At 65.0% G+C, this 23,093-nt stretch carries 18 protein-coding genes, 1 pseudogene and 1 riboswitch; of the genes and pseudogenes, 11 read left to right on the top strand and 8 right to left on the bottom strand.

The window, feature by feature from the left end; translation table 11 throughout:
- Positions 1 to 198: 198 nt before the first annotated feature.
- Positions 199 to 1,032, bottom strand: a complete 834-nt coding sequence (locus ACW7G0_RS09955) for a S1/P1 nuclease (RefSeq protein ID WP_456989359.1) — start codon at positions 1,030 to 1,032, stop codon at positions 199 to 201.
- A 189-nt stretch (positions 1,033 to 1,221) separates the two neighbouring features.
- Here ACW7G0_RS09955 and gap point away from each other — a divergent pair, with 189 nt between their 5' ends.
- A complete protein-coding gene (gap, locus tag ACW7G0_RS09950; protein ID WP_456989358.1) occupies positions 1,222 to 2,223 on the top strand; it encodes a type I glyceraldehyde-3-phosphate dehydrogenase in 1,002 nt (333 codons plus the stop codon).
- A gap of 156 nt (positions 2,224 to 2,379) precedes the next feature.
- Here the strand turns inward: gap and fdxA are convergent, their stop codons facing one another.
- On the bottom strand, positions 2,380 to 2,703 hold the full coding sequence (gene fdxA / locus ACW7G0_RS09945; RefSeq protein WP_456960763.1) for a ferredoxin FdxA: 324 nt from the start codon (positions 2,701 to 2,703) through the stop codon (positions 2,380 to 2,382).
- 137 nt (positions 2,704 to 2,840) lie between these two features.
- Here fdxA and azu point away from each other — a divergent pair, with 137 nt between their 5' ends.
- Both azu and ACW7G0_RS09935 read left to right on the top strand, forming a co-directional pair.
- Positions 2,841 to 3,299 carry an azurin gene (gene azu, locus ACW7G0_RS09940; protein ID WP_456989357.1) on the top strand — a complete coding sequence of 153 codons (459 nt, stop codon included), beginning with the start codon at positions 2,841 to 2,843 and terminating at the stop codon, positions 3,297 to 3,299.
- A gap of 84 nt (positions 3,300 to 3,383) precedes the next feature.
- Positions 3,384 to 3,788 carry a group III truncated hemoglobin gene (locus tag ACW7G0_RS09935; protein ID WP_456960765.1) on the top strand — a complete coding sequence of 135 codons (405 nt, stop codon included), beginning with the start codon at positions 3,384 to 3,386 and terminating at the stop codon, positions 3,786 to 3,788.
- 32 nt (positions 3,789 to 3,820) lie between these two features.
- On the opposite strand, the pseudogene ACW7G0_RS09930 reads toward ACW7G0_RS09935, so the two are convergent.
- From ACW7G0_RS09930 to ACW7G0_RS09920, 3 genes and pseudogenes are all read right to left on the bottom strand, one after another.
- Positions 3,821 to 4,210: pseudogene (locus tag ACW7G0_RS09930) on the bottom strand (acyl-CoA thioesterase); the annotation flags it as partial.
- Complete coding sequence (locus ACW7G0_RS09925; protein ID WP_456989356.1) at positions 4,197 to 5,207, bottom strand: ribonucleotide-diphosphate reductase subunit beta; 1,011 nt, start codon at positions 5,205 to 5,207, stop codon at positions 4,197 to 4,199. The gene ACW7G0_RS09925 and the pseudogene ACW7G0_RS09930, both read right to left, overlap by 14 nt.
- 38 nt (positions 5,208 to 5,245) lie before the next feature.
- The gene (locus ACW7G0_RS09920; RefSeq protein WP_456989512.1) at positions 5,246 to 7,591 is read right to left on the bottom strand and encodes a ribonucleoside-diphosphate reductase subunit alpha; all 2,346 of its coding nucleotides are present in this window, start codon (positions 7,589 to 7,591) and stop codon (positions 5,246 to 5,248) included.
- Between the two features lie 380 nt (positions 7,592 to 7,971).
- Positions 7,972 to 8,180: riboswitch (cobalamin riboswitch) on the bottom strand.
- Between the two features lie 165 nt (positions 8,181 to 8,345).
- Here ACW7G0_RS09920 and ACW7G0_RS09915 point away from each other — a divergent pair.
- From ACW7G0_RS09915 to ACW7G0_RS09900, 4 genes are all read left to right on the top strand, one after another.
- The gene (locus ACW7G0_RS09915; protein WP_456989355.1) at positions 8,346 to 9,533 is read left to right on the top strand and encodes a phosphoglycerate kinase; all 1,188 of its coding nucleotides are present in this window, start codon (positions 8,346 to 8,348) and stop codon (positions 9,531 to 9,533) included.
- Positions 9,534 to 9,539: 6 nt separating this feature from the next.
- Positions 9,540 to 10,181, top strand: a complete 642-nt coding sequence (locus ACW7G0_RS09910; protein WP_456989354.1) for an HAD hydrolase-like protein — start codon at positions 9,540 to 9,542, stop codon at positions 10,179 to 10,181.
- A 137-nt stretch (positions 10,182 to 10,318) separates the two neighbouring features.
- The gene (gene pyk, locus ACW7G0_RS09905) at positions 10,319 to 11,785 is read left to right on the top strand and encodes a pyruvate kinase (protein ID WP_456989353.1); all 1,467 of its coding nucleotides are present in this window, start codon (positions 10,319 to 10,321) and stop codon (positions 11,783 to 11,785) included.
- 88 nt (positions 11,786 to 11,873) lie between these two features.
- The gene (locus tag ACW7G0_RS09900) at positions 11,874 to 12,881 is read left to right on the top strand and encodes a class I fructose-bisphosphate aldolase (protein ID WP_456960772.1); all 1,008 of its coding nucleotides are present in this window, start codon (positions 11,874 to 11,876) and stop codon (positions 12,879 to 12,881) included.
- A 172-nt stretch (positions 12,882 to 13,053) separates the two neighbouring features.
- Here ACW7G0_RS09900 and cysK read toward each other — a convergent pair whose 3' ends face one another.
- A complete protein-coding gene (gene cysK, locus ACW7G0_RS09895; protein WP_456989352.1) occupies positions 13,054 to 14,010 on the bottom strand; it encodes a cysteine synthase A in 957 nt (318 codons plus the stop codon).
- Positions 14,011 to 14,228: 218 nt separating this feature from the next.
- Here cysK and ACW7G0_RS09890 point away from each other — a divergent pair, with 218 nt between their 5' ends.
- From ACW7G0_RS09890 to ACW7G0_RS09875, 4 genes are all read left to right on the top strand, one after another.
- On the top strand, positions 14,229 to 15,290 hold the full coding sequence (locus ACW7G0_RS09890; RefSeq protein ID WP_456989351.1) for an efflux RND transporter periplasmic adaptor subunit: 1,062 nt from the start codon (positions 14,229 to 14,231) through the stop codon (positions 15,288 to 15,290).
- Positions 15,287 to 18,412, top strand: coding sequence for an efflux RND transporter permease subunit (locus ACW7G0_RS09885; protein WP_456989350.1), 3,126 nt, complete (start codon positions 15,287 to 15,289; stop codon positions 18,410 to 18,412). Before ACW7G0_RS09890 ends, ACW7G0_RS09885 begins: the two co-directional genes overlap by 4 nt.
- Before the next feature lie 133 nt (positions 18,413 to 18,545).
- A complete protein-coding gene (locus ACW7G0_RS09880) occupies positions 18,546 to 20,057 on the top strand; it encodes an alanine/glycine:cation symporter family protein (protein ID WP_456989349.1) in 1,512 nt (503 codons plus the stop codon).
- Positions 20,047 to 20,949 (top strand): TrmH family RNA methyltransferase, encoded by a 903-nt coding sequence (locus ACW7G0_RS09875; RefSeq protein ID WP_456989348.1) that lies wholly within the window; start codon positions 20,047 to 20,049, stop codon positions 20,947 to 20,949. Before ACW7G0_RS09880 ends, ACW7G0_RS09875 begins: the two co-directional genes overlap by 11 nt.
- Here ACW7G0_RS09875 and ACW7G0_RS09870 read toward each other — a convergent pair.
- Entirely contained in the window at positions 20,946 to 21,761 is an 816-nt protein-coding gene (locus ACW7G0_RS09870; RefSeq protein ID WP_456989347.1) for a sensor histidine kinase, read from the bottom strand. The two genes, ACW7G0_RS09875 and ACW7G0_RS09870, sit on opposite strands and share 4 nt — an antisense overlap.
- A 122-nt stretch (positions 21,762 to 21,883) precedes the next feature.
- Positions 21,884 to 23,044 (bottom strand): methyl-accepting chemotaxis protein, encoded by a 1,161-nt coding sequence (locus ACW7G0_RS09865; RefSeq protein WP_456989346.1) that lies wholly within the window; start codon positions 23,042 to 23,044, stop codon positions 21,884 to 21,886.
- Positions 23,045 to 23,093: the final 49 nt, after the last annotated feature.

Genomic DNA, 23,093 nt, shown 5'->3' with positions numbered 1-23,093 from the left:
GGGTTCGCAGCACAACGTGAGGTTGTGCAGGGTATTGATGATGCGTCCGGCAGCGCTATCGGCAAGTGAACAATGGATGTCCTGCATCGCAGTTGCCAGCGTGGTGTTGGTCCTGCTCTCGAGATACGGCCACGTTCGGACGTCACGAGTTGCGCATGCCCGCAGCCGGATCCGTTTTCCCGTTGCGGCGCGCGGTGACTACGGCTCGCCGAACGCCTGGTTCAACACCGCAGCAAGGTTGGCGCCGCCCAGGCGCAATTGCGTTTCAGCCACCGGCCGCCACGCCTGTACGTAGTCGCCGTTGATCTTGGCGCGCGGCGGATAGAAGCCTGGCTGGCGCACGATCGAACAGGAGTGCCTGGCCCATTCGGGGGCACTGTCCGCGATCAATACCGGGTGTCCCGAGGATTGGGATGTCGCCCGCTCCGGCAACTCCCGCAGACGTTCCAGATAACGCGCGGTGTTAAGCCCCCGGGTATTGAGCAGCCCACTGTCCCAAAGCCGATGCAGATTGCTGCCCTTGCCGTACAGGTTGATCTGGAACTTGTTGCCGCCCAGGTCGCGGGCGTAGCCGGCGTGCGCGGGCTGGTGGACATCGCCGACGAAGTGGACGACGAATTTCAGTGCTTGTCGCCGGGCCTCCAGTGGCTTGTCACGATCGGCCAGGATCGCGGTCTGGACCCGGATGGCCTCGATCACGCAGTCGCCGCCGGGGCAATCACGCGCCGCGTCGTAATGGCAGTCGTTCTCGGCAAGGTTGACGTAATGCCAGCGCGCGCTGCGCTTGCCCAGGTCGGGGTCGCGCTCGCGCAACTCGTCGGCCCAACTGGCGATGCCGGCCAGGTCCTGCCCCGGGTCGTCGGCCAGCAGGCGCTCGACCTCGCTGCGCGCCTGCGGCGTCAACGCGTCGTTGGCCAGTGACGCGACCAGTTGGTGGCCGCGTGGACCCCAGGCCGAAACGTCGAATGAGGCGAGCAAGGCGCAGGTGGCCAACGCCAAAGTCAGGGAAATACCGCATACGGATCGATTCATGCCGACAAGGGTAGCGGAGCAGGATCGCTGCCGTCTTGCACGACATGCGGTGACGCGCCCCGGCCACGTCGTTCACGTCGAGGTGTCGGGTGGCAGGGCGGATGGCGCGATGGCTCAAGCCTGTCGTGGCCGGGAATAGGCTAAAATGAGGGGCTTTTTCCCTTACACATGCCCGTCAGGAGCCCTGCAATGGCGATCAAGGTTGGTATCAACGGTTTTGGCCGTATCGGACGCAACGTCCTGCGTTCGGCGATTGAGAATTTCGGCAATGACATCGAAGTGGTTGCCATCAACGACCTGCTGGAGCCGGACTACCTGGCCTACATGCTGCAATACGACTCCGTCCACGGTCGTTTCGACGGTGACGTCAAGGTCGATGGCGAGCACATCGTCGTCAATGGCAAGAAGATCCGCCTGACCCAGGAGCGCGATCCGGCCAACCTGAAGTGGGACGAGGTCGATGTCGATGTGGTCATTGAATCCACCGGCCTGTTCCTGACCAAGGAAGCCGCGCAGAAGCACCTCGACGCCGGCGCCAAGAAGGTGATCCTGTCGGCACCGTCCAAGGACGACACGCCGATGTTCGTCTTTGGCGTCAACGACAAGAAGTACGCCGGCGAGGCGATCATCTCGAATGCCAGTTGCACCACCAACTGCCTGGCCCCGGTGGCCAAGGTGCTCAACGACAAGTGGGGCATCAAGCGTGGCCTGATGACCACCGTGCACGCCGCCACCGCGAGCCAGAAGGTCGTCGACGGTCCGAGCAACAAGGATTGGCGCGGCGGTCGCGGCATCCTGGAGAACATCATTCCCTCATCCACCGGCGCGGCCAAGGCCGTCGGCGTGGTGATTCCGGAGCTCAACAAGAAGCTGACCGGTATGAGCTTCCGCGTGCCGACCTCGGACGTGTCGGTGGTCGACCTGACCGTCGAGCTGGACAAGCCGGCCACCTACGCGGAGATCTGCGCGGAGATGAAGGCGCAGTCCGAAGGTCCGCTGAAGGGCATCCTGGGCTACACCACCGACAAGGTTGTGGCGACCGACTTCCGTGGCGACACCCGCACCTCGATCTTCGACGCCGATGCCGGCATCGCGATGGACGACACCTTCGTCAAACTGGTCGCCTGGTACGACAACGAGTGGGGCTACTCCAACAAGTGCCTGGAGATGGTCAAGGTCGTGGCGAAATAATCGCCATTGCCGCACACGAAAAGCCGGGCTTCATCGCCCGGTTTTTTGTTGGGTTTCATAAAGGCAGGTAGGAACAACTGCCGTCATCCCCGCGAAGGCGGGGATCCATGGACTTGATTGGCAACGTCCTTCAAAAGTGAATTGATCAGGGCTTCTTCAGCGCTTCAACAACGGCAGTTTGTCCGGCACTCCGTCCCATTTCTCCGCGTCTTCCAGCGCCGGGATCTTGCGGTCGATCACCGGCCACAGCGGTGCCAGTTCGGCGTTGATCGCCAGGAACTTCTCCTGCCCGGCGGGGACATCGTCTTCCGGGTAGATCGCGCCCACCGGGCATTCGTCCACGCACAAGGTGCAGTCGATGCACTCGTCGGGATCGATCACCAGGAAATTGGGGCCTTCGTGGAAACAGTCGACCGGACACACCTCGACGCAATCGGTGTGTTTGCAGTTGATGCAATTTTCGGTAACGACGTGGGTCATGGACGCTCCACCTTAACGGTTTCCGGCATTGCCATTGTCTCGCGGTTGGATTCATCGCGGCCCTGACATGGATCAAGGCGGGCTTGCCAGGGCGCCGGGACAATGGCGCCAACACCCCACTACATGGAGTCAGAAAAATGATCCGCAAGTTGACAGCTGTTGCAGTACTCGGTCTTGCCGGCACCTTCGCCCTGCCCGCGACGGCGGCCGATTGCGCGGCTACGGTCGAAAGCACCGACGCGATGCAGTTCACCACCAAGAGCCTGCAGGTGCCGGCAACCTGCAAGGAGTTCAAGGTTACCCTGAAGCACACCGGGCAGCTGCCCAAGACGGTGATGGGACACAACTTCGTGCTCGGTGAGACCGCCGACGTCAACGGCATCAACGCCGACGGCATGAAGGCCGGCGCGGATGCCAACTACGTCAAGGCCGGCGATACCCGCGTGATCGCCGCGAGCAAGCTGATCGGCGGTGGCGAATCGACCGCCGTCACCATCCCGGTCGCGAAACTGAAGGCGGGCGAGGACTACACCTACTTCTGCTCGTTCCCCGGCCATGCGGCGCTGATGAAGGGCAGCTTGACTCTGGCCAAGTAAGCCTCCATCTGGAGAAGGGCGGCCATCGTGGTCGCCCTTCTTTCGTTTTCGCGGCCCGTCGTCGCGAGCTCCTGCCGGTATCCCATGACACGCGATTCCACCGAACTCACCGAACAGCAACTGGCGGCCCTGGTCGACCGGTTCTACGACAAGATCCAGGTCCATCCCACTCTGGGCCCGGTATTCAACGCCGCCGTGGATGATTGGCCGGAGCACAAGCGCCTGCTGACCTCGTTCTGGTCGTCGGTCGCGCTGGGTGCAGGAACCTATCGCGGCAACCCGATGGCCAAGCACCGCGGCCACTCGATCCATGCCGAACACTTCGAGGACTGGCTGGCGCTGTGGCGCGAGACCGCCGACGAAGTACTCGATCCCGAGCACGCCCAGCAAGTCCACGACTACGCGCAGCGCATCGGCCGCAGCCTGCGTTACGGTCTGGGCCTGAACGACGGCGGTCGCTCGCTCGGTCTGCCCATCGTAGGCGGCTGAAGCCGACTGCGATCCCCACTGCCTGCCGTATCCGACACCGGCATCGGGGATACCGGCGTCGGCCGGCCACGGTCGTCCAGCGCGACCATCGTGAACCGGCCACGCGTGGCCAGCAGCGCTTCGCCCGAATGCAGGTTCTCGCTGTGCATTTCCACTTCCACCTGCAACGAAGTGCGCCCGGTCGCGACTACCCACGCGACCACTTGCACCAGCGCGCCCTGGTTGACCGCGGTATGGAAGTCGACCTGCTCCGAGCGGGCAGTGACCACGGTGCAGCGCGCGTAGCGTGAGGCAGCAATGAATGCAGCCTTGTCCATCCACGCCAGCGCCTGGCCGCCAAACAGCGTGCCCAGGTGGTTGGTGTGGTCGGGGAACACAATCTCGGTCATGCGCGCCTCGGTGACGGGCTCAGAACGCGGCATCGAAGGCGACCTCGCCCTGCACGCCGACCTGGTAGGCGGACACCCGGCGCTCGAAGAAGTTGGTCACTTCCTGCACGTCCTGCAGGTCCATGAAGCCGAACGGATTGCTTGCGCTGAAATGCTTTGGCATGCCGAGCTGGCCGAGCCGCTGGTCGGCGCAATATTCCAGGTACTGGCGCATGTCCTTCAGCGACAGGCCGACAACGCCACCAGAAAGCGTGTCGGCGGCGAACAGCATTTCGCATTCCACGGCCTCGGTCAGCATCTGGATGACATCGCGCTGCATCGACTCGTCAAACAGCTCCGGCTCCTCCTCGCGCGCGGTGCGGATCACCTCGAAGGCGAACGCCATGTGGCAGCTTTCGTCGCGGAACACCCAGTTGGTGCCCGAGGCCAATCCATGCAGCAGCCCGCGCGAGCGCAGGTAATACACGTAGGCAAAGGCGCCGAAAAAGAACAGGCCTTCGATGCAGGCGGCGAAGCAGATCAGGTTGAGCAGGAACTGGCGACGCTGTTCGCGGGTCTCGATGCGCTTCAGGTCCTGGATCGAATCGATCCACTTGAAGCAGAACGCCGCCTTGGCGCGGATCGACGGGATGTTCTCGACCGCCGCGAACGCCTCGGTGCGCGCCTTGTCATCGGGCAGGTAGGTGTCCAGCAGGGTCAGGTAGAACTGCACATGCAGCGCCTCCTCGTACAGCTGCCGCGACAGGTACATGCGGGCTTCGGGCGCGTTGATGTGTTGGTAGAGGTTCAATACCAGGTTGTTGGCGACGATCGAGTCGCCGGTGGCGAAGAACGCGACCAGTCGCTCGACCAGGTGGCGCTCGGCCGGGCCGAGCTTGCCGCGCAGGTCGTTGACGTCGAGCGAGAAGTCGACCTCCTCGACCGTCCAGGTGTTGCGGATCGCATCGCGGTACATCTCGTAGAAACGCGGGTAGCGCATCGGGCGCAGGGTGAGGTCGAAGCCGGGGTCGAGCAGGCGTGGGGCGGTCATGAGATTCCTTAAATGTGAGGGAGTGAATGCGCGGCGCGTTACTGACAGGCCTCGCAACTTTCCGGATTTTCCAGCGAGCAGGCGATCGCCTCGCTGCCGGGTACCGGCGCGCTGACGGTCGATTTGGCGATCCGCGTCGCCGGCCGCGAGCGCAGGTAGTAGGTGGTCTTCAAGCCCTGCTTCCACGCGTACATGTACATCGATGACAACGCGCCGATGTTCGGGTTCTCCATGAACAGGTTCAACGACTGGCTCTGGTCGATGAAGGCACCGCGGTCGGCGGCCATGTCGATCAGCGAACGCATCGGCAGTTCCCAGACGGTGCGGTAGATCTCGCGCAGGGATTCGGGAATCGCGGTGATGCCCTGGATCGAGCCGTCGGCCATCTTCACCGCGTCGCGCAGTTCCGGGGTCCACAGCCCGAGCGTCTTGAGTTCCTCGACCAGGTACTTGTTGACCACCAGAAAGTCGCCCGACAGCGTCTCGCGTTTGAACAGGTTGGACACCTGCGGCTCGATGCATTCGTAGCAGCCGGCGATCGAGGCGATGGTGGCGGTCGGGGCGATCGCGATCAGCAGCGAGTTGCGCAGACCGTGCTCGCGGATGCGCTCGCGCAGTGCGTCCCAGCGCGCCGGGTCAGACGGCGCCACGCCCCAAGCCTCGAACTGCAATTCGCCCTGCGAGGCGCGGGTGTCGCCGAACGCCGGATGCTTGCCTTGCTCGACGGCCAGCTCGCAGGAGGCGGCCAGCGCATGGAAGTAGATATCCTCGGCAATCCGCTTGGACAGCTCGCGCGCCGGCTCGGAATCGAACGGCAGGCGTAGCTTGAAGAACACATCCTGCAGACCCATCGCCCCCAGTCCGACCGGCCGCCATTTCAGGTTCGCGTGGCGTGCGGTGTCGATCGGATAGAAGTTCAGGTCGATCACGCGGTCGAGCTGGCGCACCGCCAGACGCACGGTCTCGGCAAGTTTGCCGAAATCGAAGCGCGCCTCACCGCTACCGGGCGGCCCACCCTCGACGTGGTGGGCGAGGTTGATCGAGCCCAGGTTGCAGACCGCGGTCTCGTTCTGCGAGGTGACCTCCAGGATCTCGGTGCACAGGTTCGACAGATGCACCACGTTGCCCTCGCGCAGGGTCTGGTTGCAGGCGCGGTTGGACTTGTCCTTGAAGTTCATCCAGCCGTTGCCTGTCTGTGCGAGGGTGCGGATCATCCGGCCGTACAGCTCGCGCGCCTTGACTTGGCGGGTCGCCAGACCGGCGGCTTCGGCGGCGTGATACGCGCGGTCGAATGCCTCACTGAACAGGTCGGTCAATGACGGCGCGCCGCTCTTTGCCAGCGCCGCCGGATCGAACAGCGACCACATCGCATCGGCTTCCACCCGGCGCATGAACTCGTCGGGGATCCAGTTGGCGAGGTTGAGGTTGTGGGTGCGGCGGGCGTCCTCGCCGGTGTTGTCGCGCAGCTCCAGGAACTCCTCGACGTCGGCATGCCACGGCTCCAGGTACACGCAGGCCGCGCCCTTGCGCTTGCCGCCCTGGTTGACCGCTGCAACCGAGGCGTCCAGCGTCTTCAGCCACGGCACGATGCCGTTGCTCAGGCCGTTGGTGGAGCGGATCAGCGAGCCGCGCGAGCGCACGCGACTGTAGGACAGGCCGATGCCGCCGCTGAACTTGCTCAGCTTGGCGACGTCCATGTAGCGCTGGTAGATCGCTTCCAACGAGTCTTCGGGCGAGTCGAGCAGGAAGCAGCTCGACAGCTGCTCGTGGGTGGTGCCGGCGTTGAACAGCGTCGGAGAGCTGGGCAGGTAGTCCAGCTGGGCCATGCGCCGGTACAGCGCGAGTGCGTCGGCCACATCTTCGCTCAGGGCGCAGGCGATGCGCAGGAAGAACTGCTGCGGGGTCTCGATCACCGTGCGCGCGGTCGGGTGGCGCAACAGGTAGCGGTCGTACACCGTGCGCAGGCCGAAGTAGTCGAAGCGGGTATTGAGTGTGTTGTCGATCGCGTCGTTGAGCTTTCGCGCGTTGGCCTGCACGAAGCCCAGCAGGCGGTCGTTGATCAGGCCCAGGTCGAAGCCGCGCTGCACCGATTGCGAGAACGCGTTGATGTCGATGGACGCGACTTCCTTCTCGATCACCCCGGCCAGCAGGCGCGCGGCGAGGCGGCCGTATTCGGGCTCCTCGGCGGTCAGCAGGGCGGCGGTGCGGATCGACAGTTCGTCCAGCTCGGACGTGGTCGCGCCGTCGTACAGGCCGGAGATCGTGCGGGTGGCCACGCGCATCGGGTCGATCGCGTACAGGTCGTCGCTGCAGCGGGTGATCGCACGCACGATCTTGTTGAGGTCGACCGGTTCGTGGCTGCCGTTGCGCTTGGTTACGCGCATGCTGAGTGCGGTGGCCGGCGGAGTCAGGGTGAAGCCCGGTTCGGCGGCTCCTTTCGGGGGTATAGCCGTGTCGGCTGCGGTAATCGGGTCGAGGTCGGCCGTGGCTGGTTCGAGGGTGGTCATGGATGGGCTCCGGTGCATGGCGCACGGGTCGTCGGCCTTCCCTCGAAGGACGACGCACGGAGGCTTGGGCGCACCGCCGGCACGCGCAAAGCGCGCTGTCGACGGCACGGCCACGCCCCCGCGGGCGGTGGAATTTTCGGGTCGGAAAAGGAAGGTGTCGCCGGGCATCGGAGGACGCCCTGCCACCTGCCCGAGGCAGGGTGCTGCGACACCGACCGTCTTCCCCCGAAGACTCCCTGGCCGGTCACCGCGCGGTGTGCATCACGCGGTTGTCGGCAGGTCTTCGGGCTCTGGACGTGGGCAGGCAGTGCCTGTCTTTCCTACTGGCCGTCGCTTCCCAGGGCGTGTTGCCCCAGTGCCAAGACGGCTTTCGTTTCCATTTACCGCTGCGGGGCAGCGCCGGATTCACACCGGCTTCCCTTTTCAGCCGATCGCGAGGATCGGCACCGACGGGCACAACATATCGTGTTTTAATTTTTAGTCAACACAATATGTGGGAAATGCCCGGTGTCGCAGAATGGCTGCGTCCTCGTCAACCACGCAAGGTTTGCCCGGCTTGTCCACGAACGGGACAATGGCCAGTCCCGCCTGGTGAAGGTCCAGGCTCACCCGCATGACTACGGAAGCACCCATGACCATTCTCCGCATGACCGACCTCGACCTTTCCGGCAAACGCGTATTGATCCGCGAAGACCTGAACGTGCCGATCGAGCATGTCGCCGGCCAGCCGGCCCGCATCACTTCCGGGCAGCGCATCACGGCGGCGCTGCCGACCCTGCGACTGGCACTGGAAAAGGGCGCGGCGGTGGTGGTGATGTCGCACCTCGGGCGGCCGACCGAAGGCGCGTGGAGCGAAGCCGATTCGCTGGCGCCGGTCGCCAGTCGGCTGTCCGAGCTGCTCGGCGTCGAGGTGCCGCTGGTCAAGGACTGGGTCGACGGTGTCGATGTCGCGCCCGGCCAGTTGGTGTTGCTGGAGAACTGCCGCATGAACGTCGGCGAGAAGGCCGATGACGAGGCCTTGTCGAAGCGATATGCCGCGCTCTGCGATGTGTTCGTGATGGACGCGTTCGGGACCTCGCACCGCGCGCAGGCGTCCACCCACGGCGTCATCCGGCACGCGCCGGTCGCGGCTGGCGGCCCGCTGCTGATGGCCGAGTTGGACGCGTTGGGCAAGGCGCTCGACCAGCCCGCGCGGCCGTTGCTGGTGATCGTTGCCGGCTCCAAGGTCAGCACCAAACTTGAATTGCTGTCCTCGCTGGTCGGCAAGGTCGACCAGCTGATCGTCGGCGGCGGCATCGCCAACACCTTTATCGCTGCGATGGGCCATGGCGTGGGCAAGTCGCTGGTGGAGATGGATCTGGTCGACACCGCGAAGCAGATCATGACTGATGCGAAAGCTCGCGGCGCCGATATCCCGGTGCCGACCGACGTGGTCGTCGCACCGGCATTCGCAGCCGACGCGCCGGCGACGGTGAAGGCGGTCGATGCGGTCGGCGCCGACGACATGATCCTGGACATCGGCCCGGAAACTGCGGCGCGTTATGCGGCAATGATCAAGAGTGCCGGCACGGTGGTCTGGAACGGCCCGGTCGGTGTGTTCGAGCTCGATGCGTTCGGCAAGGGCACCGAGGTGCTGGCGCGTGCGATTGCCGACAGCGACGCGTTCTCGATTGCCGGTGGTGGCGACACCCTGGCTGCGGTCGACAAGTACGGCATCGCCGACCGGGTCAGCTACATCTCCACCGGCGGCGGCGCGTTCCTGGAGTTCCTGGAAGGCAAGGAACTGCCGGCGGTGACGGCACTCAAGGCACGCGGGTGAGCACCGATGAAACCCACCCTGTTTTTCGATATGGACGGCACGCTGATCGACTCGGCGGTCGGCATCACCCGCTGCGTGGCGCACGCGTTGACGCAGATGGACGTTGCGGTGCCGCCGCAGTCGGAGCTACGACGCTGGATCGGGCCGTCGCTGCGTACCAGCTTCGGCCCGCTGTTCGATGATCCCGCCGATGTCGAGCGTGCGGTGGAGCATTACCGCGAGCGTTTCGAGACCCACGGCTGGGCCGAGCACGACCTCTATGACGGGATTGGCGAGGTCATCGAGTCGCTGCATGCCGACGGCCATCGGCTCGCGGTGGTTACCGCGAAGAACGAGCCGCATGCGCGCAAGATCGTCGACCACCTGCCGTTCGGCCATCGTTTCGACGATGTGATCGGCGCCACCATCGACGGCAGCCGCAGCGACAAGCCCGAGCTGATCGCCGAGGCATTGCAGCGGCTGCAGCTGATTCCGTCACAATGCTGGATGATCGGCGACCGCCACATGGATATCGACGGTGCGCGCCATCACGGCATGCGCAACATCGGCGTGTTGTGGGGGTTTGGCGGGGAGGCGGAGTTGCGTGCCGCCGGTGCCCAGGTGCTGGCCGCCGCACCGGCGCAGTTGCCGGGTCTGCTGGCGGGTTGATCCACCTGCGAATCGCGGGTTCTCGGGTTGCCTGCCGGGCCATCCGAGGGGCGGGCCGGCAGTGGTTTGTATCGGGCAGGACGGACGTGAAGACGTGCTAGCGTGATCTGATCGATCCCTTGCATGGAAGTTTGCCGATGGCCGCGCTGCTGCGACGCACCAAGATCCTTGCCACCCTTGGCCCGGCGACCGACGCGCCTGGCGTGCTGGAGGCGATCATCGCCGCCGGTGTCGATGTGGTGCGGTTGAATTTTTCCCACGGCGACCCGGCATCGCATGTCGCACGGGCCGAGGCGGTGCGCGCGGCCGGGCACAAGGTCGGCCGCGAGATTGGCATCCTGGCCGACCTGCCGGGGCCGAAGATCCGCATCGACCGCTTCGCCGAGGGCAAGGTGCGCCTCAGTGCCGGGGACCGCTTCGATCTGCTGGCCAGCGCCGATGCGGCGCCGGGCACGCAGTCCGAAGTCGGCGTCAGCTATCTCGGTTTGCCCGGCGATGTCGCTGCGGGCGACGTACTGCTGCTCGACGACGGCATGATGCAGCTGCGGGTGGAGGCGGTGGACGGCCAGCGCATCATCACCCGTGTGCTCAACGACGGTGACCTGTCGGATCGCAAGGGGCTGAACAAGCAGGGCGGCGGGCTGTCGCTGGGCGCGCTGACCGAGCACGACGAAGAACTGATCAAGGTCGCCGCGCAGCTTGGCGCCGACTTCATCGCGGTGTCGTTCTGCCGCACCGCCGCCGACATGCACGACGCCCGCCGGATCGCGCGCGCCGCGGGCAGCGACGCCGCGCTGGTGTCGAAGATCGAGCGTGCCGAGGCGATCGAGAACCTGGGCGAGATCATCGACGCCAGCGACGTGGTGATGGTGGCCCGCGGCGACCTCGGCGTGGAGATTGGCGATGCGGAGCTGCCCGGCCTGCAGAAGAAAATCATCCGTGAATCGTTGGCCCGCAACCGGGTGGTCATCACCGCCACCCAGATGCTGCAGTCGATGGTCGAAAGCCCGATTCCGACCCGGGCCGAGGTGCTCGATGTCGCCAACGCAGTGATCGACGGCACCGACGCGGTGATGCTGTCGGCCGAGTCTGCCGCCGGGCGCTACCCGGTCAAGTCGGTCGAGGCGCTGGTGCGGATCTGCCTGGGCGCGGAACGCCAGTTCGACCACGACACCGATTTCGAGGCCGCGCCTCGCAACCTGCAGCGCGCCGACCAGGCGATCGCGATGGCGGCGATGTTCGTGTCCGAGCACATCGGCGTGCGTGCCATCGTGGCAATGACCGAGTCGGGCGGCACCGCGCGCTTCCTGTCCCGGTTTCGTGCGCCGGTGCCGATCTTCGGCCTGTCCCGCCATCCCGGTACACGTCGAAAGATGGCGCTGATGCGCAGTGTCATCCCGCTCAGCTTCGACAGCCGAGGGCTGGACACCCAGGACGCCGTCCGCAGCGCCATCAGCCAACTGTTCGCCGCCGACCAACTGGCCATGGGCGAACGGGTGATCTTCACCAGCGGCGACCACATGGAGCACCGTGGCGCGACCAACACCCTGCGCCTGCTGCAAGTCGGAGAAGGTGGCAAGGCGGAAGGTCCGGACGAGCTGTGATGAACGGTAAGCCACTGTTTCGCAATGGCCTTTGCCCGAGCTGCCAGCTATACTAGAAGGCTATTCAGCCACCTTTCGCAGGAAATCCATGAGCATCGAACAGCTTGCCGAAACCGCCAAGGCGATGGTTGCCCCGGGCAAGGGCATCATCGCGATCGACGAGTCCACCGGCACCATCAAGAAGCGTTTCGATGGCGTGGGCATCGAGTGCACCGAGGAAAACCGGCGTGCTTACCGCGAGATGCTGCTGAGCACGCCGAACCTCGGTGAGCACATTTCCGGCGCGATCCTGTTTGATGAGACCATCCGCCAGTCGACCAAGGGCGGCGTGCCGTTCACCAAGCTGATGGCCGACAACGGCATCATCCCCGGCATCAAGGTCGACAAGGGGACTCACGCCCTGGCCGGTTTCCCGGGCGACGTGGTGACCGAAGGGCTGGACGGCCTGCGTGCGCGCCTTGAGGAGTACTACAAGCTGGGCGCGCGTTTCGCCAAGTGGCGCGCGGTGATCAACATCAGTGAAGACGGCCCGTCGGGTACCTGCATCGAGGCCAACTCGCATGCCTTGGCGCGTTACGCCGCGCTATGCCAGGAGCAGGGCCTGGTGCCGATGGTCGAGCCGGAAGTGATCATGGACGGCAACCACGACATCGACACCTGCTTCGAGGTTTCCGAGATCACCTTGCGTTCGTTGTTCGGCTCGCTGTACGAGCACAACGTGATGCTGGAAGGCACCATCCTGAAGGCGTCGATGGTGCTGCCGGGCTCGAAGAGCGGCGAGAAGGCATCGGTAGAGGAAGTCGCCGCGGCCACCTTGCAGTGCCTGAAGTCGACCGTGCCGGCGATCCTGCCGGGCATCGTGTTCCTTTCCGGCGGGCAGTCCGACCAGGACGCCACCGCGCACTTGAACGCCATGAACCTGGCCGGCCCGAACCCGTGGCCGCTGTCGTTCTCCTACGGCCGCGCGATGCAGGCCGCGGCGCTGGAAATCTGGTCCAAGGATCTGGTTGGCAACATCGGCAAGGCGCAGGAGATGGTGTTCGCCCGTGCCCGCGACAACGGCCTGGCCGCGCGAGGCGAGTGGAAGCTGGCTTGACCGGATTCATCTTCGCCCGGTCGATATTGGGTTAACGCAGAACGCCGGCTCCATGCCGGCGTTTTGCGTTGCGTTGCATTGCGTTGGTTGTATCGCGATTTGGCATTCGGCGTATTACGGCCTGCGGCCTAATGCACCGGAACCCAAAGGCGCAATCACCGCACCGGAGCCCTCACGGCAATCCGGCCAGCCAGTCGTCGTCGGAGCCTTCGTTGACGTCTTCCAGCAGGAAGGTGCTGAGATAGCGCTCGCCGGTATCGGGCAGCATCGCCAGGATCACCGCGCCTTCGTCGGCGGTCCCTGCCACTTCCAGCGCGGCGGCGACGGTGGCGCCCGCGGAGACGCCGACGAAGATGCCTTCCTCGCGAGCCAATCGGCGGGCGATGTCGCGCGCCACTACGTCATCGACCGGGACCAGGGTGTCCACCACCTCGGCGTTCAGCACCTCGGGCACGAAATCAGGTGTCCAGCCCTGGATCTTGTGCGGCTGCCAGGGTTGGCCGGCGAGCATCGAGGCAACGGCGGGTTCGGCCCCGACGATACGGACGTCGGGACGGGCGACCTTGAGCACCTCGCCAACGCCGGTCAATGTGCCACCGGTGCCCCATCCTGAAACGAAGCAGTCGAGTCGACGGCCGGCGAAATCCTGCAGGATCTCCGCTGCGGTGGTTTGGCGGTGGTAGGCGGGATTGGCCGGATTGGCGAACTGATCGGCGAGGAACCAGCCGTGCTCGGTCGCCAGCTCCTGCGCTTTGCGGACCATGCCGGTGCCGCGCTCGGCGGCGGTGGTCAGGATCACCTTGGCGCCGTAGGCGCGCATCAACTTTCGGCGCTCGATCGAGAAGGTCTCGGTCATCACTGCGACAAACTTGTACCCGCGCGCCGCGCAGACCATCGCCAGTGCCACCCCGGTGTTGCCCGAGGTGGCCTCCACCACGGTATCGCCGGGCTTGATCAGTCCGCGCGATTCGGCGTCCAGGATGATTCCCAGCGCCAGCCGGTCCTTGACTGAACCGCCGGGGTTGAAGGACTCCACCTTGGCGTACAGCGTGACACCGGCGGGGGCGATGCGGTGCAGGCGCACCACGGGGGTGCGGCCGATAGTCTCGAGAATGCTGTCGTAGATCATGGGATGGGCTCGTTTCCGGGGGCGAGGGCAAGAATGTCACGGCCCGGCGGTAGTGTCGGTAGCTGCAGCAAAACACAGGGTTCCATGTCACGCCGTGACGGTCCCGGTTGTGGGTCGGCCAACCTATGGCCCACGCGGACGCTACATGGCTCCGGCTAGACTCACCGGAATTGTGGTTGCAACCCCCCATCCGTTTTTCCGAGCGACCTGGATACAGCATGCGAATCCCCACCCGACCACGCGCAGCCTGCGCGATTTTGATTGCCTTGGCGCTGACGGCCTGTAGCCAGGAGTCAGCCCAGGCGGTGTCGGCAGACGCAACCCCGGTAACGACACAAGCGATCCAGCTGCAGCCCTGGAACGACACCCTGCGGGCGTTGGGAACGGTCAAGGCGCGTGAATCGGTGATCATTACCGCGAAGGTCAGCGAGACGGTGGAGGAAGTCCATTTCGACAGTGGCGATCAGGTCAAGGCCGGGGCGCCGCTGGTGACCTTGAGCGGTCGACAGCAACGGGCTGCGCTGAACGAGGCACAAGCCAGCGCCAACGAAGCCGGCCGCCTGTACGACCGCTTGGCCGGGCTGGACAAGCAACAGCTGATCGCCCGTTCGGCGCTGGACACCCAGCGGGCGACTCGCGATGCCGCCAATGCGCGGGTGGCGCAAATCCAGGCGCAGCTGTCGGACCGCGTGATCCGGGCGCCATTCGCGGGCACCCTGGGCCTGCGTCAGGTCAGTCCGGGCACGCTGGTCACGCCGGGTACCCCGATCGCGACCCTTGACGATACTGAACGGGTCTATGTCGACTTCCCGGTGCCGGAGACCGCACTGGCCCATCTGGCGGTCGGCCAGGACCTGACCGCCGATAGCGCGTCGTGGCCGGCACAGGCGTTCACCGGGACTGTCAGCATCGTGGATTCGCGGATTGATCCGGTGACCCGGTCGGTGGTGGTGCGTGGCGAGTTTGCCAATGACCAGCGCAAGTTGATTCCGGGCATGCTGATGGAGGTCACCTTGATCCGGCCCGAACGCCAAGCGTTGCTGGTGCCGGAGATTGCCATCGTGCAGGTCGGCAACAGCTCATTTGTTTACCGCGTTCGCGCTGACGACACGGTGGAGCGCGCTGACGTGGTGATCGGCAGCCGTGGCAAGGGCATGGCGGAAGTCGTCAATGGCCTGGATCGCGGTGACAGGATCGTCATCGATGGCACCGGCAAGCTGCGTGACGGGTCGGCGATCACCGTCGAGCCTGCCGCAGACAAGGTGGCATCGGGCGCATGAACCTTTCCGAGCTGTGCATCCGCCGGCCGGTGTTTGCCACCGTGATGAGCCTGCTGTTGATGGTGCTGGGGATCATGGCGTTCTCGCGGCTGACCCTGCGCGAGCTGCCTGCGATCGATCCACCGATAGTCTCGGTTGATGTCAATTACCCGGGCGCTTCGGCGGCCGTGGTCGAGACCCGGGTTACCCAGGTGCTCGAGGACGCGTTGTCGGGCATCGAGGGCGTGGAGATGATCCAGTCCCGCAGCGTCAACGGACGCTCGGCGGTGACCCTGGAGTTCACCCTGGAGCGTGACATCGAGGCGGCGGCGAACGACGTGCGCGACGCCATCAGTGGTATCGCGGACCGGCTGCCCGACGAAGCCGATGCACCCGAGGTGGAGAAGGCCGATAGCGATTCGGACACGGTCATCTGGCTCAACATGAGCGCGACCGGCATGGATACGCTGCAGCTGTCGGATTACGCCGACCGCTACATCGCCGACCGCCTGTCCAGCCTCGACGGCGTGGCCCAGGTCCGGATCGGCGGACGTCAGCGTTATGCGATGCGGATCTGGGTGGACAGTGCCGCGATGGCCGCGCGCGGGGTCACCGCGCGCGACGTTGAAACGGCGCTGCGGGCCGAGAACGTGGAGCTTCCGGCCGGCCGGATCGAGTCCGAGAATCGCGACTTCACCCTGCGTGTGGCCCGGCAGTACGAGGACCCCGCCGACTTCGCCCAGATCCCGATCAAGCAAGGTGAAGGCGGCTACGTGGTGCGCATTGGTGATGTCGCCAAGGTCGAGCTCGCCTCGGCCGAGCGCCGCGCCTATTACAAGAGCAACGGCCAGCCGAACATTGGCCTGGGCATCGTCAAGACCTCCACGGCCAACGCGCTGGACGTCACCCGCGCGGCCAAGGCCGAGGCGGTGGAGATCCAGAAGACGTTGCCGGAAGGGATGAACATTTTTGTCGCCTACGACGACACCGTCTTCATCGATGAGTCGATCAAGCGCGTGTACTGGACGCTGATAGAGGCCATGGCACTCGTACTGCTGGTGATCTGGCTGTTCCTGGGCAGTTTCCGCGCGGCGCTGATCCCGGCGGTGACCGTGCCGGTGTGCCTGGTGGCGGCCTTCATTCCGTTGTACCTGTTTGGCTACTCGATCAACTTGTTGACCCTGCTCGCGCTGGTGTTGTCGATCGGACTGGTGGTGGACGACGCGATCGTGGTGCTGGAAAACATCCAGCGGCGCGCCGACCTTGGTGAGCCAAAACTCGTCGCCGCAGTGCGTGGCACGCAGCAGGTCAGGTTCGCGGTGATCGCCACCACCACCGTGCTGGTGGCGGTATTCCTGCCGGTCGGTTTCATGGAGGGCAATATCGGGCGACTGTTTCGCGAGTTGTCGGTCGCATTGGCCGGCGCGGTGGCGCTGTCGGCATTTGTCGCATTGACCCTGACGCCGATGATGTCGTCGCTGCTGGTGCGTCCCCATGACCAGGAGAAATCCAACCGGCTGCACCGCTGGATCAACCGCAAGCTGGTCCAGGTGAGCGGCGGCTACCAAGGCTGGCTGGGACGTCACCTCGGCAAGCGCTGGCTGGTGGCGGTACTGATGGCCGGTGCGCTGGTGCTGAGTTACGGCTTGATCCAGGTGGTGCCTTCGGAACTGGCTCCGGCCGAGGATCGCGGGTCCTTCTTCGTCTCCATCACCGGCCCGGAAGGTGCGGGTTTCGACTACACGGTCAAGCAGATCGAGCAGGTCGAGGAAATCATGGCCGCCCATACCGGCGAAGACAAAGCGATCCGTCGCTACAACACCCGGGCACCGGGTGGCTGGGGTGCCACCGAGGAAATGCATACCGGCAACGTGATCGTGTTCCTGCAGGACTGGAACCAACGCGAGCTGAGCACGGCTGAAGTCGCCGAATCGTTGCGGGCCGACCTGGACCAGCTGACCGGCGTGCGCGCGCAACCACGCGTAGGTGGCGGTCTGGTGGGCAGCCGTGGGCAACCGATCCAGATCGTGCTGGGTGGCCCGGAGTATGTCGAGATCGCCAAATGGCGCGACATCATGATGGAGCGCATGGAGGCCAACCCGGGGTTGTTCTCGGTGGACTCGGACTACAAGGAAACCCGGCCCCAGATGCGGGTGCAGATCGACCGCCAACGTGCCGCCGACCTGGGCGTGAGTGTTACCGATATCGGTCATGCGCTGGAGACCATGATGGGCAGTCGCCGGGTCACGACCTTCGTCCAGGACGGTGAGGAGTACGACGTGATCGTGCAGGCCGGGCGTGAAGGCCGGGCTTCACCGGCGGACCTGTCGGCGATCCAGGTGCGCGGGACCAGCGGCGAGCTGGTACCGCTGTCCAATCTGGTCACGCTGAGCGAGTTGGCCGAGGCGGGCAGCCTCAACCGCTTCAACCGCATGCGCGCGATCACCATTACCGCTGGCCTGGCGCCGGGTTACACGATGGGCGAGGCGCTGGAATTCCTGCAAGGCGTGGTCAGCACCGAGTTGCCCGAGTACGCGCAGGTTGACTGGAAGGGTGAGTCCCGCGAGTACCAGAAGGCGGGCAGCGCGGTGGTGCTCACTTTTGCATTGGCGCTGCTGGTGGTCTACCTGGTGTTGGCGGCGCAATTCGAGAGCTTCATCCATCCGTTCGTGATCATGTTGACGGTCCCGTTGGCGGTGCTCGGGGCACTGGTCGGCCTGGCTGCGACCGGGGGCACACTCAACCTGTTCAGCCAGATCGGCATCGTGATGCTGATCGGGCTGGCGGCGAAGAACGGCATCCTGATCGTGGAGTTCGCCAACCAGTTGCGTGACGAGGGTCGCAGCATCCAGCAGGCGATCATCGAGTCGGCCGGAGTGCGGCTGCGACCGATCCTGATGACCTCGATTTCTACCGCGGTGGGTGCGCTGCCATTGGTGCTGGCCGGTGGACCCGGCTCGGCCAGTCGGGCCACCATCGGCGTGGTGATCATCTTCGGCGTATCGCTGTCGACGTTGTTGTCACTGTTCGTGGTGCCGGCGTTCTATGTATTGCTGGCGAAGTACACCCGTTCCCCGCACGCGGTATCACGTGAGCTGGAGCGGCTGGAAGCGGAGACTCCGGAAGTCGGTGGCCACGCCTGAGTGACACCCCCGGCAACCCCGCGTCATGTCCGCCCGTGACTGCCGGGGTTTTTCGCCAGGATGAATTCCGGTTAAGGTGCCACTCTTGTCGTCGGCGGGTTCCGGCGCACTCACGGCCAAGGGATACCGACACGTGGAAGACTTCGTCAACGCACTCAACGCCATCCTGTGGAGCAAGGCGCTGATCGCCCTGTGCCTGGGTGCCGGCCTGTATTTCTCGTTCCGCACCCGCTTCATGCAAATCCGCGGCTTTCCGGAAATGATCCGGCTGATGTTGAACAACAAGAGCTCTGTCGCCGGCGTGTCGTCGTTCCAGGCTTTGGCCATGTCGTTGTCGGGCCGGGTCGGCATCGGCAACATCGCCGGCGTCGCCACCGCGATTGCCTTCGGCGGCCCGGGTGCGGTGTTCTGGATGTGGGTGATGGCGTTCCTGGGTGCGTCGACCGCGTATGTCGAATCCACCCTTGCGCAGATCTACAAAGAGAAAGACAGCGAGGGCAAGTACCGCGGCGGCCCGGCTTATTACATCGAAAAAGCGATGGGACAGAAGTGGTACGCATGGTTGTTTGCTGCGGTCACCATCATTGCGACCGGCTTCCTGCTGCCGGGTGTGCAGGCCAACGGAATCGCCGAGAGCATGACCACCGCCTGGGACATCCCGCCGGAGGTCACCGCCGCGTTCGTAGTGGTGGCGCTGGGCTTCATCATCTTCGGCGGCGTCAAGCGGATCGCGCGCTTTGCCGAGGTCGTGGTGCCGTTCATGGCGTTGGCGTACATCCTGGTCGCGCTGGTGATCATGTTCCTCAACGCCGAACAGATCGGCCCGATGTTCGCGTTGATCTTCAAGAGCGCGTTCGGCATGCAGGCCGGATTCGGCGCCATGATCGGGCTGGCGATCGAGTGGGGGGTCAAGCGCGGCATCTATTCCAACGAGGCCGGCCAGGGCACCGGCCCCCACGCCGCCGCCGCCGCCGAGGTCACCCATCCGGCGCAGCAGGGTTACGTGCAGGCATTTTCGGTGTACGTGGATACCTTGCTGGTTTGCTCCGCGACCGCATTCATGATCCTGTCCACCGGCATGTACAACGTGGTTGGCAAGAGCGGCGCGATGCTGGTGGAGGGCCTGCCCGGGGTGGTGGCGGGACCTGCGTTCGCGCAGAACGCGGTGGAAGTGATCCTGCCCGGCTACGGCGCCGGCTTCGTCGCACTGGCGTTGCTGTTCTTCGCCTTCACCACCATCGTTGCCTACTACTACATGGCCGAGACCAACATCGCCTACATCAACCGCAAGGTGCATCGTCCGTGGCTGATCTTCCTGCTGCGGATCGTGTTGCTGGCGGCGGTCACCTTCGGCGCGGTACGCAGTTCGGGTATGGCCTGGACGCTGGGTGATATCGGCGTGGGGCTGATGGCATGGCTCAACCTGGTCGCGATCCTGATCCTGCAGAAACCCGCGCTGGCCGCATTGCGCGACTACGAGGCGCAGAAGAAACTCGGCGTCGCAGAACACAGCTTCGACCCGCGGGCCCTGGGAATCCGCAACGCACGGTTCTGGGAGCGTCGCATCGATGGTCTGGAAGTCGTGGAGACCGACGAGCGTGATGGCGATCCACGCCAGGCGCCGGAGCGTCCAGATGAGCGTTGATCCCTGGGCGCGCGGTGCGGCGCGTGGTAGCCGACGTGGTGCGCCATCAGGGGTCCAGTCGTCCGAATCACCGCGGCGAGTCGACGCGCCGGCAGCGGCCGATGCGGATGCCGCGGCGTCCGGCAAGCCTGTCTTTGACAAGCACGCGTCCGACAAGCAAGGCCGCGAGTTGCGCCTGTATGGCCTGAATGCGGTCCGTGCCGCGTTCCAGCGGCGTCCCGAGGCGATCCGCAAGGTGTACCTGGCCCAGTCGCGTATCCCGGTGCTGCAGCCGTTGCTGAAGTGGTGCTCCGCCAACCGCATCGGCTATCGGGTGGTGGAAGAGGACGACCTGCGCAAGCTGGCTGCCAGCTCCCACCACGAAGGCGTGATCGCTGACGTCCTGCGTGCCGAGCCGGAGCCACTGGCTGACTGGCTGGCCAGGCTGGCCGCCGGTCCGCAGTGCGCGATCTGGCTCGATGGCGTCGGCAATCCGCACAACCTGGGCGCGATCCTGCGCTCGTGCGCGCACTTCGGCGCGGAAGCGGTGCTGTTTCCCGAGGATTCGTCATTGGCGTTGTCGGGCGCGGCCGCCCGGGTCGCCGAAGGCGGTGCCGAATCGGTATCGATGGTGCGTTTGCCGGGTAGTACCGATGCGCTCACCCAGCTGCGTGAGGCAGGCTTCACCGTTGCCGCGACCGTCGTCGACGGCGGTGACGACCTGTTTGCCACCGCGCTGCCGCAGCGCCTGGTGTATGTCCTCGGTGCGGAGAGCGCCGGGATGGATCGCCCGTTCGCCAGCACCTGTGACCTGCGCCTGTCGATTCCCGGCAGCGGTGCGGTGGAAAGCCTCAACGTCGCGGCCGCCACTGCCGTGTTGCTGGCGGCGTGGCGGCGTTTGCAGGGCAGTTAAATCGCGGTCGACCGGTGCATGGGAAAGCGTGCGGATAGGCGGGTGCCGAGTCCGGCCTGGGTGTCGATCTGCAACGTGCCATCCAGTTGTTGCGCCCGTTCACGCATCGTGATCATTCCCAGTCCGCGAGTTCGCGCGCGATCGAAGCCGCAGCCGTTATCATGGATGGTGAGCAACAGCGAATGACCGTCGCATACCAGCGTCAGGCTTACCGCACTGGCGCCTGAGTGCCGCAAGGCATTGGTCAGCGCTTCCTGTGCGACCCGGAAGCAGGCGACCTCCACCGCTGGATCCGGGCGCCGAGGCAATGGCTCCAGCGCCAGCTCCAGTCGTGGACCGCCGGGGCGAATCAACGCGCTGGCCTGCCAGCGCAACGCCGACTCCAGCCCCAGCGCGTCCAGTTGTGGGGGGCGCAACAGCAACGAGATGTTCCGCAACTTGATCACGGTTGAATCGGCGATGTTGCCGATTTCGGCAATGGTTGCGGCGCGCTGCGAACTGTCTTCATCTTCCAGCGCCATCACGCTCAGCTTGATGGCGGTGATGTCCTGGCCAATATCATCGTGCAGCTCGCGCGACAACGTGCTGCGCTCGTCTTCTTGCAAGGTGATGATGCGTCGGGCCAGCGCCCGCAGTTCCTCGCGCTGTTGCCTCAGGCGAGCTTCGATCGAGTGACGCCCGCTCGAGGTCGGGAGCCAGCCGCGCTGGATGGCCAGGACGGCCAGGCTGGCGCCGAACAACGCACTGGCGAAACCCAGGGGCAATTCCCGGGTGAGGCCTGCACCGAACTCGAGTCGGGCCAGGATCGCCATCACGACGACGGCGCCGGTAACGCATGAAAGCCTCGTCCCCGAACGCCAGTGTCGACGAACGGAGTACGGGAGCCTGCCGGAAGAAGCGTCGGGGGTCTCAGTCATGCAACCCAGTGTGTCACCTAGAACAGTTCCACGCTGCCAGCATCCATGGTTTGCTGCATCACCGGCTTGTGCGGCGGGCGTTCCCACTCGCCGCGCATCTGTCCGACGCGTTGCATGAGCTGTTTGAGTGCGAGTTGGACATCGTTGTCGTTGTGGCTGCGATGCAGCAGTCCTTGCAGGTTGGCAGCCTCGCCGTTGATTTGGTTCAATCGTTCCAGATGGGCCGTAGCCGCCGTCAAGGCCTGGGTGGCGATGTCCTCGAACTGCAAGGACCGCACCGCTTCGGCAACCGAGCTGTCGATGGCCTGGCCGCATTCGGCGATCTCGCGCATGCCATTGCCCAGTCCGCGGTTCATGCCGTCCACGCGCTCCAGCATGCCGGCGGCCTCGGCACGAGCGCCGCGTGAGCGATCCAGATCCCGGGAGGCCATCTGGCTGACGGTGTCACGGACCTTGGCGATGGCATCCTTGGAGCTGTGGGCCAGCTTGCGGATCTGCTCGTTGAACGTCGTGGAGCGCTCGGACAGATTGCGTACCTCGTCGGCGACCACGGCAAAGCCGCGTCCGGCCTCGCCTGCGCGAGCGGCTTCGATGGCCGCATTGAGCGCGAGCAAATTGGTCTGGTCAGCGATTGACTTGACGTCTTCAAGCAACGCGAAGATGCCGTCCAGATGCTCGGCCATGGCGTCGATGTGGGTCACGGTGTTGCCGCTCTGGCCGCTGACTTCTTCCAATGCCTCGACCAGTTGCTCCATCTTCTGGCTGGCCTGCAGGGCGAACTGGTGCACGTCCATGCCGCCCTCATCGCCGGTGCGGTCGATGATGCGGGTGACGATCTCACTTTGCTGGCGGGATTTCCGGTTGACGGCCTCGAAGCTGCCGCCCAGCTTGCCGACCGACTCGCGGATCAGCTCGCGGGTGCGTTCGATCTCCGTGTGTGAGCCACTCACCTCGGCACTGATGAATTTTCGCAGGTCCTCCAACAGGCGGGTCTGTTCGCGGACCACTGCTGGCGGGGTGCGCTCGCGCCGGGACCAGGCAAACACCAGCCAAGCGGCCGCAACGGCCACGGTGGCGCCCAGGCGTGCCGCGCTTGGCCAGTCAAGCAGTTGTGCGCACAACAGAAGAATTGTGAGTGCCAGCGGTGCGGCCAGACGGATAACTACACGGGAGTCCATTGCTGCTCTCTTTGCGGGGGGCGGTCACTACGGATAACGGCGGTAACGC

Source organism: Lysobacter sp. A286 (assembly GCF_054052105.1).
The sequence above is the reverse complement of the archived record's forward strand: the minus strand, read 5'-3'. Positions and strand labels throughout refer to the sequence as shown.

Coding starts and splice junctions, on each gene's coding strand:
- ACW7G0_RS09955 (WP_456989359.1), bottom strand. CDS start 1,032: ATGAATCGATCCGTATGCGGTATTTCCCTGACTTTGGCGTTGGCCACC.
- gap (WP_456989358.1), top strand. CDS start 1,222: ATGGCGATCAAGGTTGGTATCAACGGTTTTGGCCGTATCGGACGCAAC.
- fdxA (WP_456960763.1), bottom strand. CDS start 2,703: ATGACCCACGTCGTTACCGAAAATTGCATCAACTGCAAACACACCGAT.
- azu (WP_456989357.1), top strand. CDS start 2,841: ATGATCCGCAAGTTGACAGCTGTTGCAGTACTCGGTCTTGCCGGCACC.
- ACW7G0_RS09935 (WP_456960765.1), top strand. CDS start 3,384: ATGACACGCGATTCCACCGAACTCACCGAACAGCAACTGGCGGCCCTG.
- ACW7G0_RS09925 (WP_456989356.1), bottom strand. CDS start 5,207: ATGACCGCCCCACGCCTGCTCGACCCCGGCTTCGACCTCACCCTGCGC.
- ACW7G0_RS09920 (WP_456989512.1), bottom strand. CDS start 7,591: ATGCGCGTAACCAAGCGCAACGGCAGCCACGAACCGGTCGACCTCAAC.
- ACW7G0_RS09915 (WP_456989355.1), top strand. CDS start 8,346: ATGACCATTCTCCGCATGACCGACCTCGACCTTTCCGGCAAACGCGTA.
- ACW7G0_RS09910 (WP_456989354.1), top strand. CDS start 9,540: ATGAAACCCACCCTGTTTTTCGATATGGACGGCACGCTGATCGACTCG.
- pyk (WP_456989353.1), top strand. CDS start 10,319: ATGGCCGCGCTGCTGCGACGCACCAAGATCCTTGCCACCCTTGGCCCG.
- ACW7G0_RS09900 (WP_456960772.1), top strand. CDS start 11,874: ATGAGCATCGAACAGCTTGCCGAAACCGCCAAGGCGATGGTTGCCCCG.
- cysK (WP_456989352.1), bottom strand. CDS start 14,010: ATGATCTACGACAGCATTCTCGAGACTATCGGCCGCACCCCCGTGGTG.
- ACW7G0_RS09890 (WP_456989351.1), top strand. CDS start 14,229: ATGCGAATCCCCACCCGACCACGCGCAGCCTGCGCGATTTTGATTGCC.
- ACW7G0_RS09885 (WP_456989350.1), top strand. CDS start 15,287: ATGAACCTTTCCGAGCTGTGCATCCGCCGGCCGGTGTTTGCCACCGTG.
- ACW7G0_RS09875 (WP_456989348.1), top strand. CDS start 20,047: ATGAGCGTTGATCCCTGGGCGCGCGGTGCGGCGCGTGGTAGCCGACGT.
- ACW7G0_RS09870 (WP_456989347.1), bottom strand. CDS start 21,761: ATGGCGATCCTGGCCCGACTCGAGTTCGGTGCAGGCCTCACCCGGGAA.
- ACW7G0_RS09865 (WP_456989346.1), bottom strand. CDS start 23,044: ATGGACTCCCGTGTAGTTATCCGTCTGGCCGCACCGCTGGCACTCACA.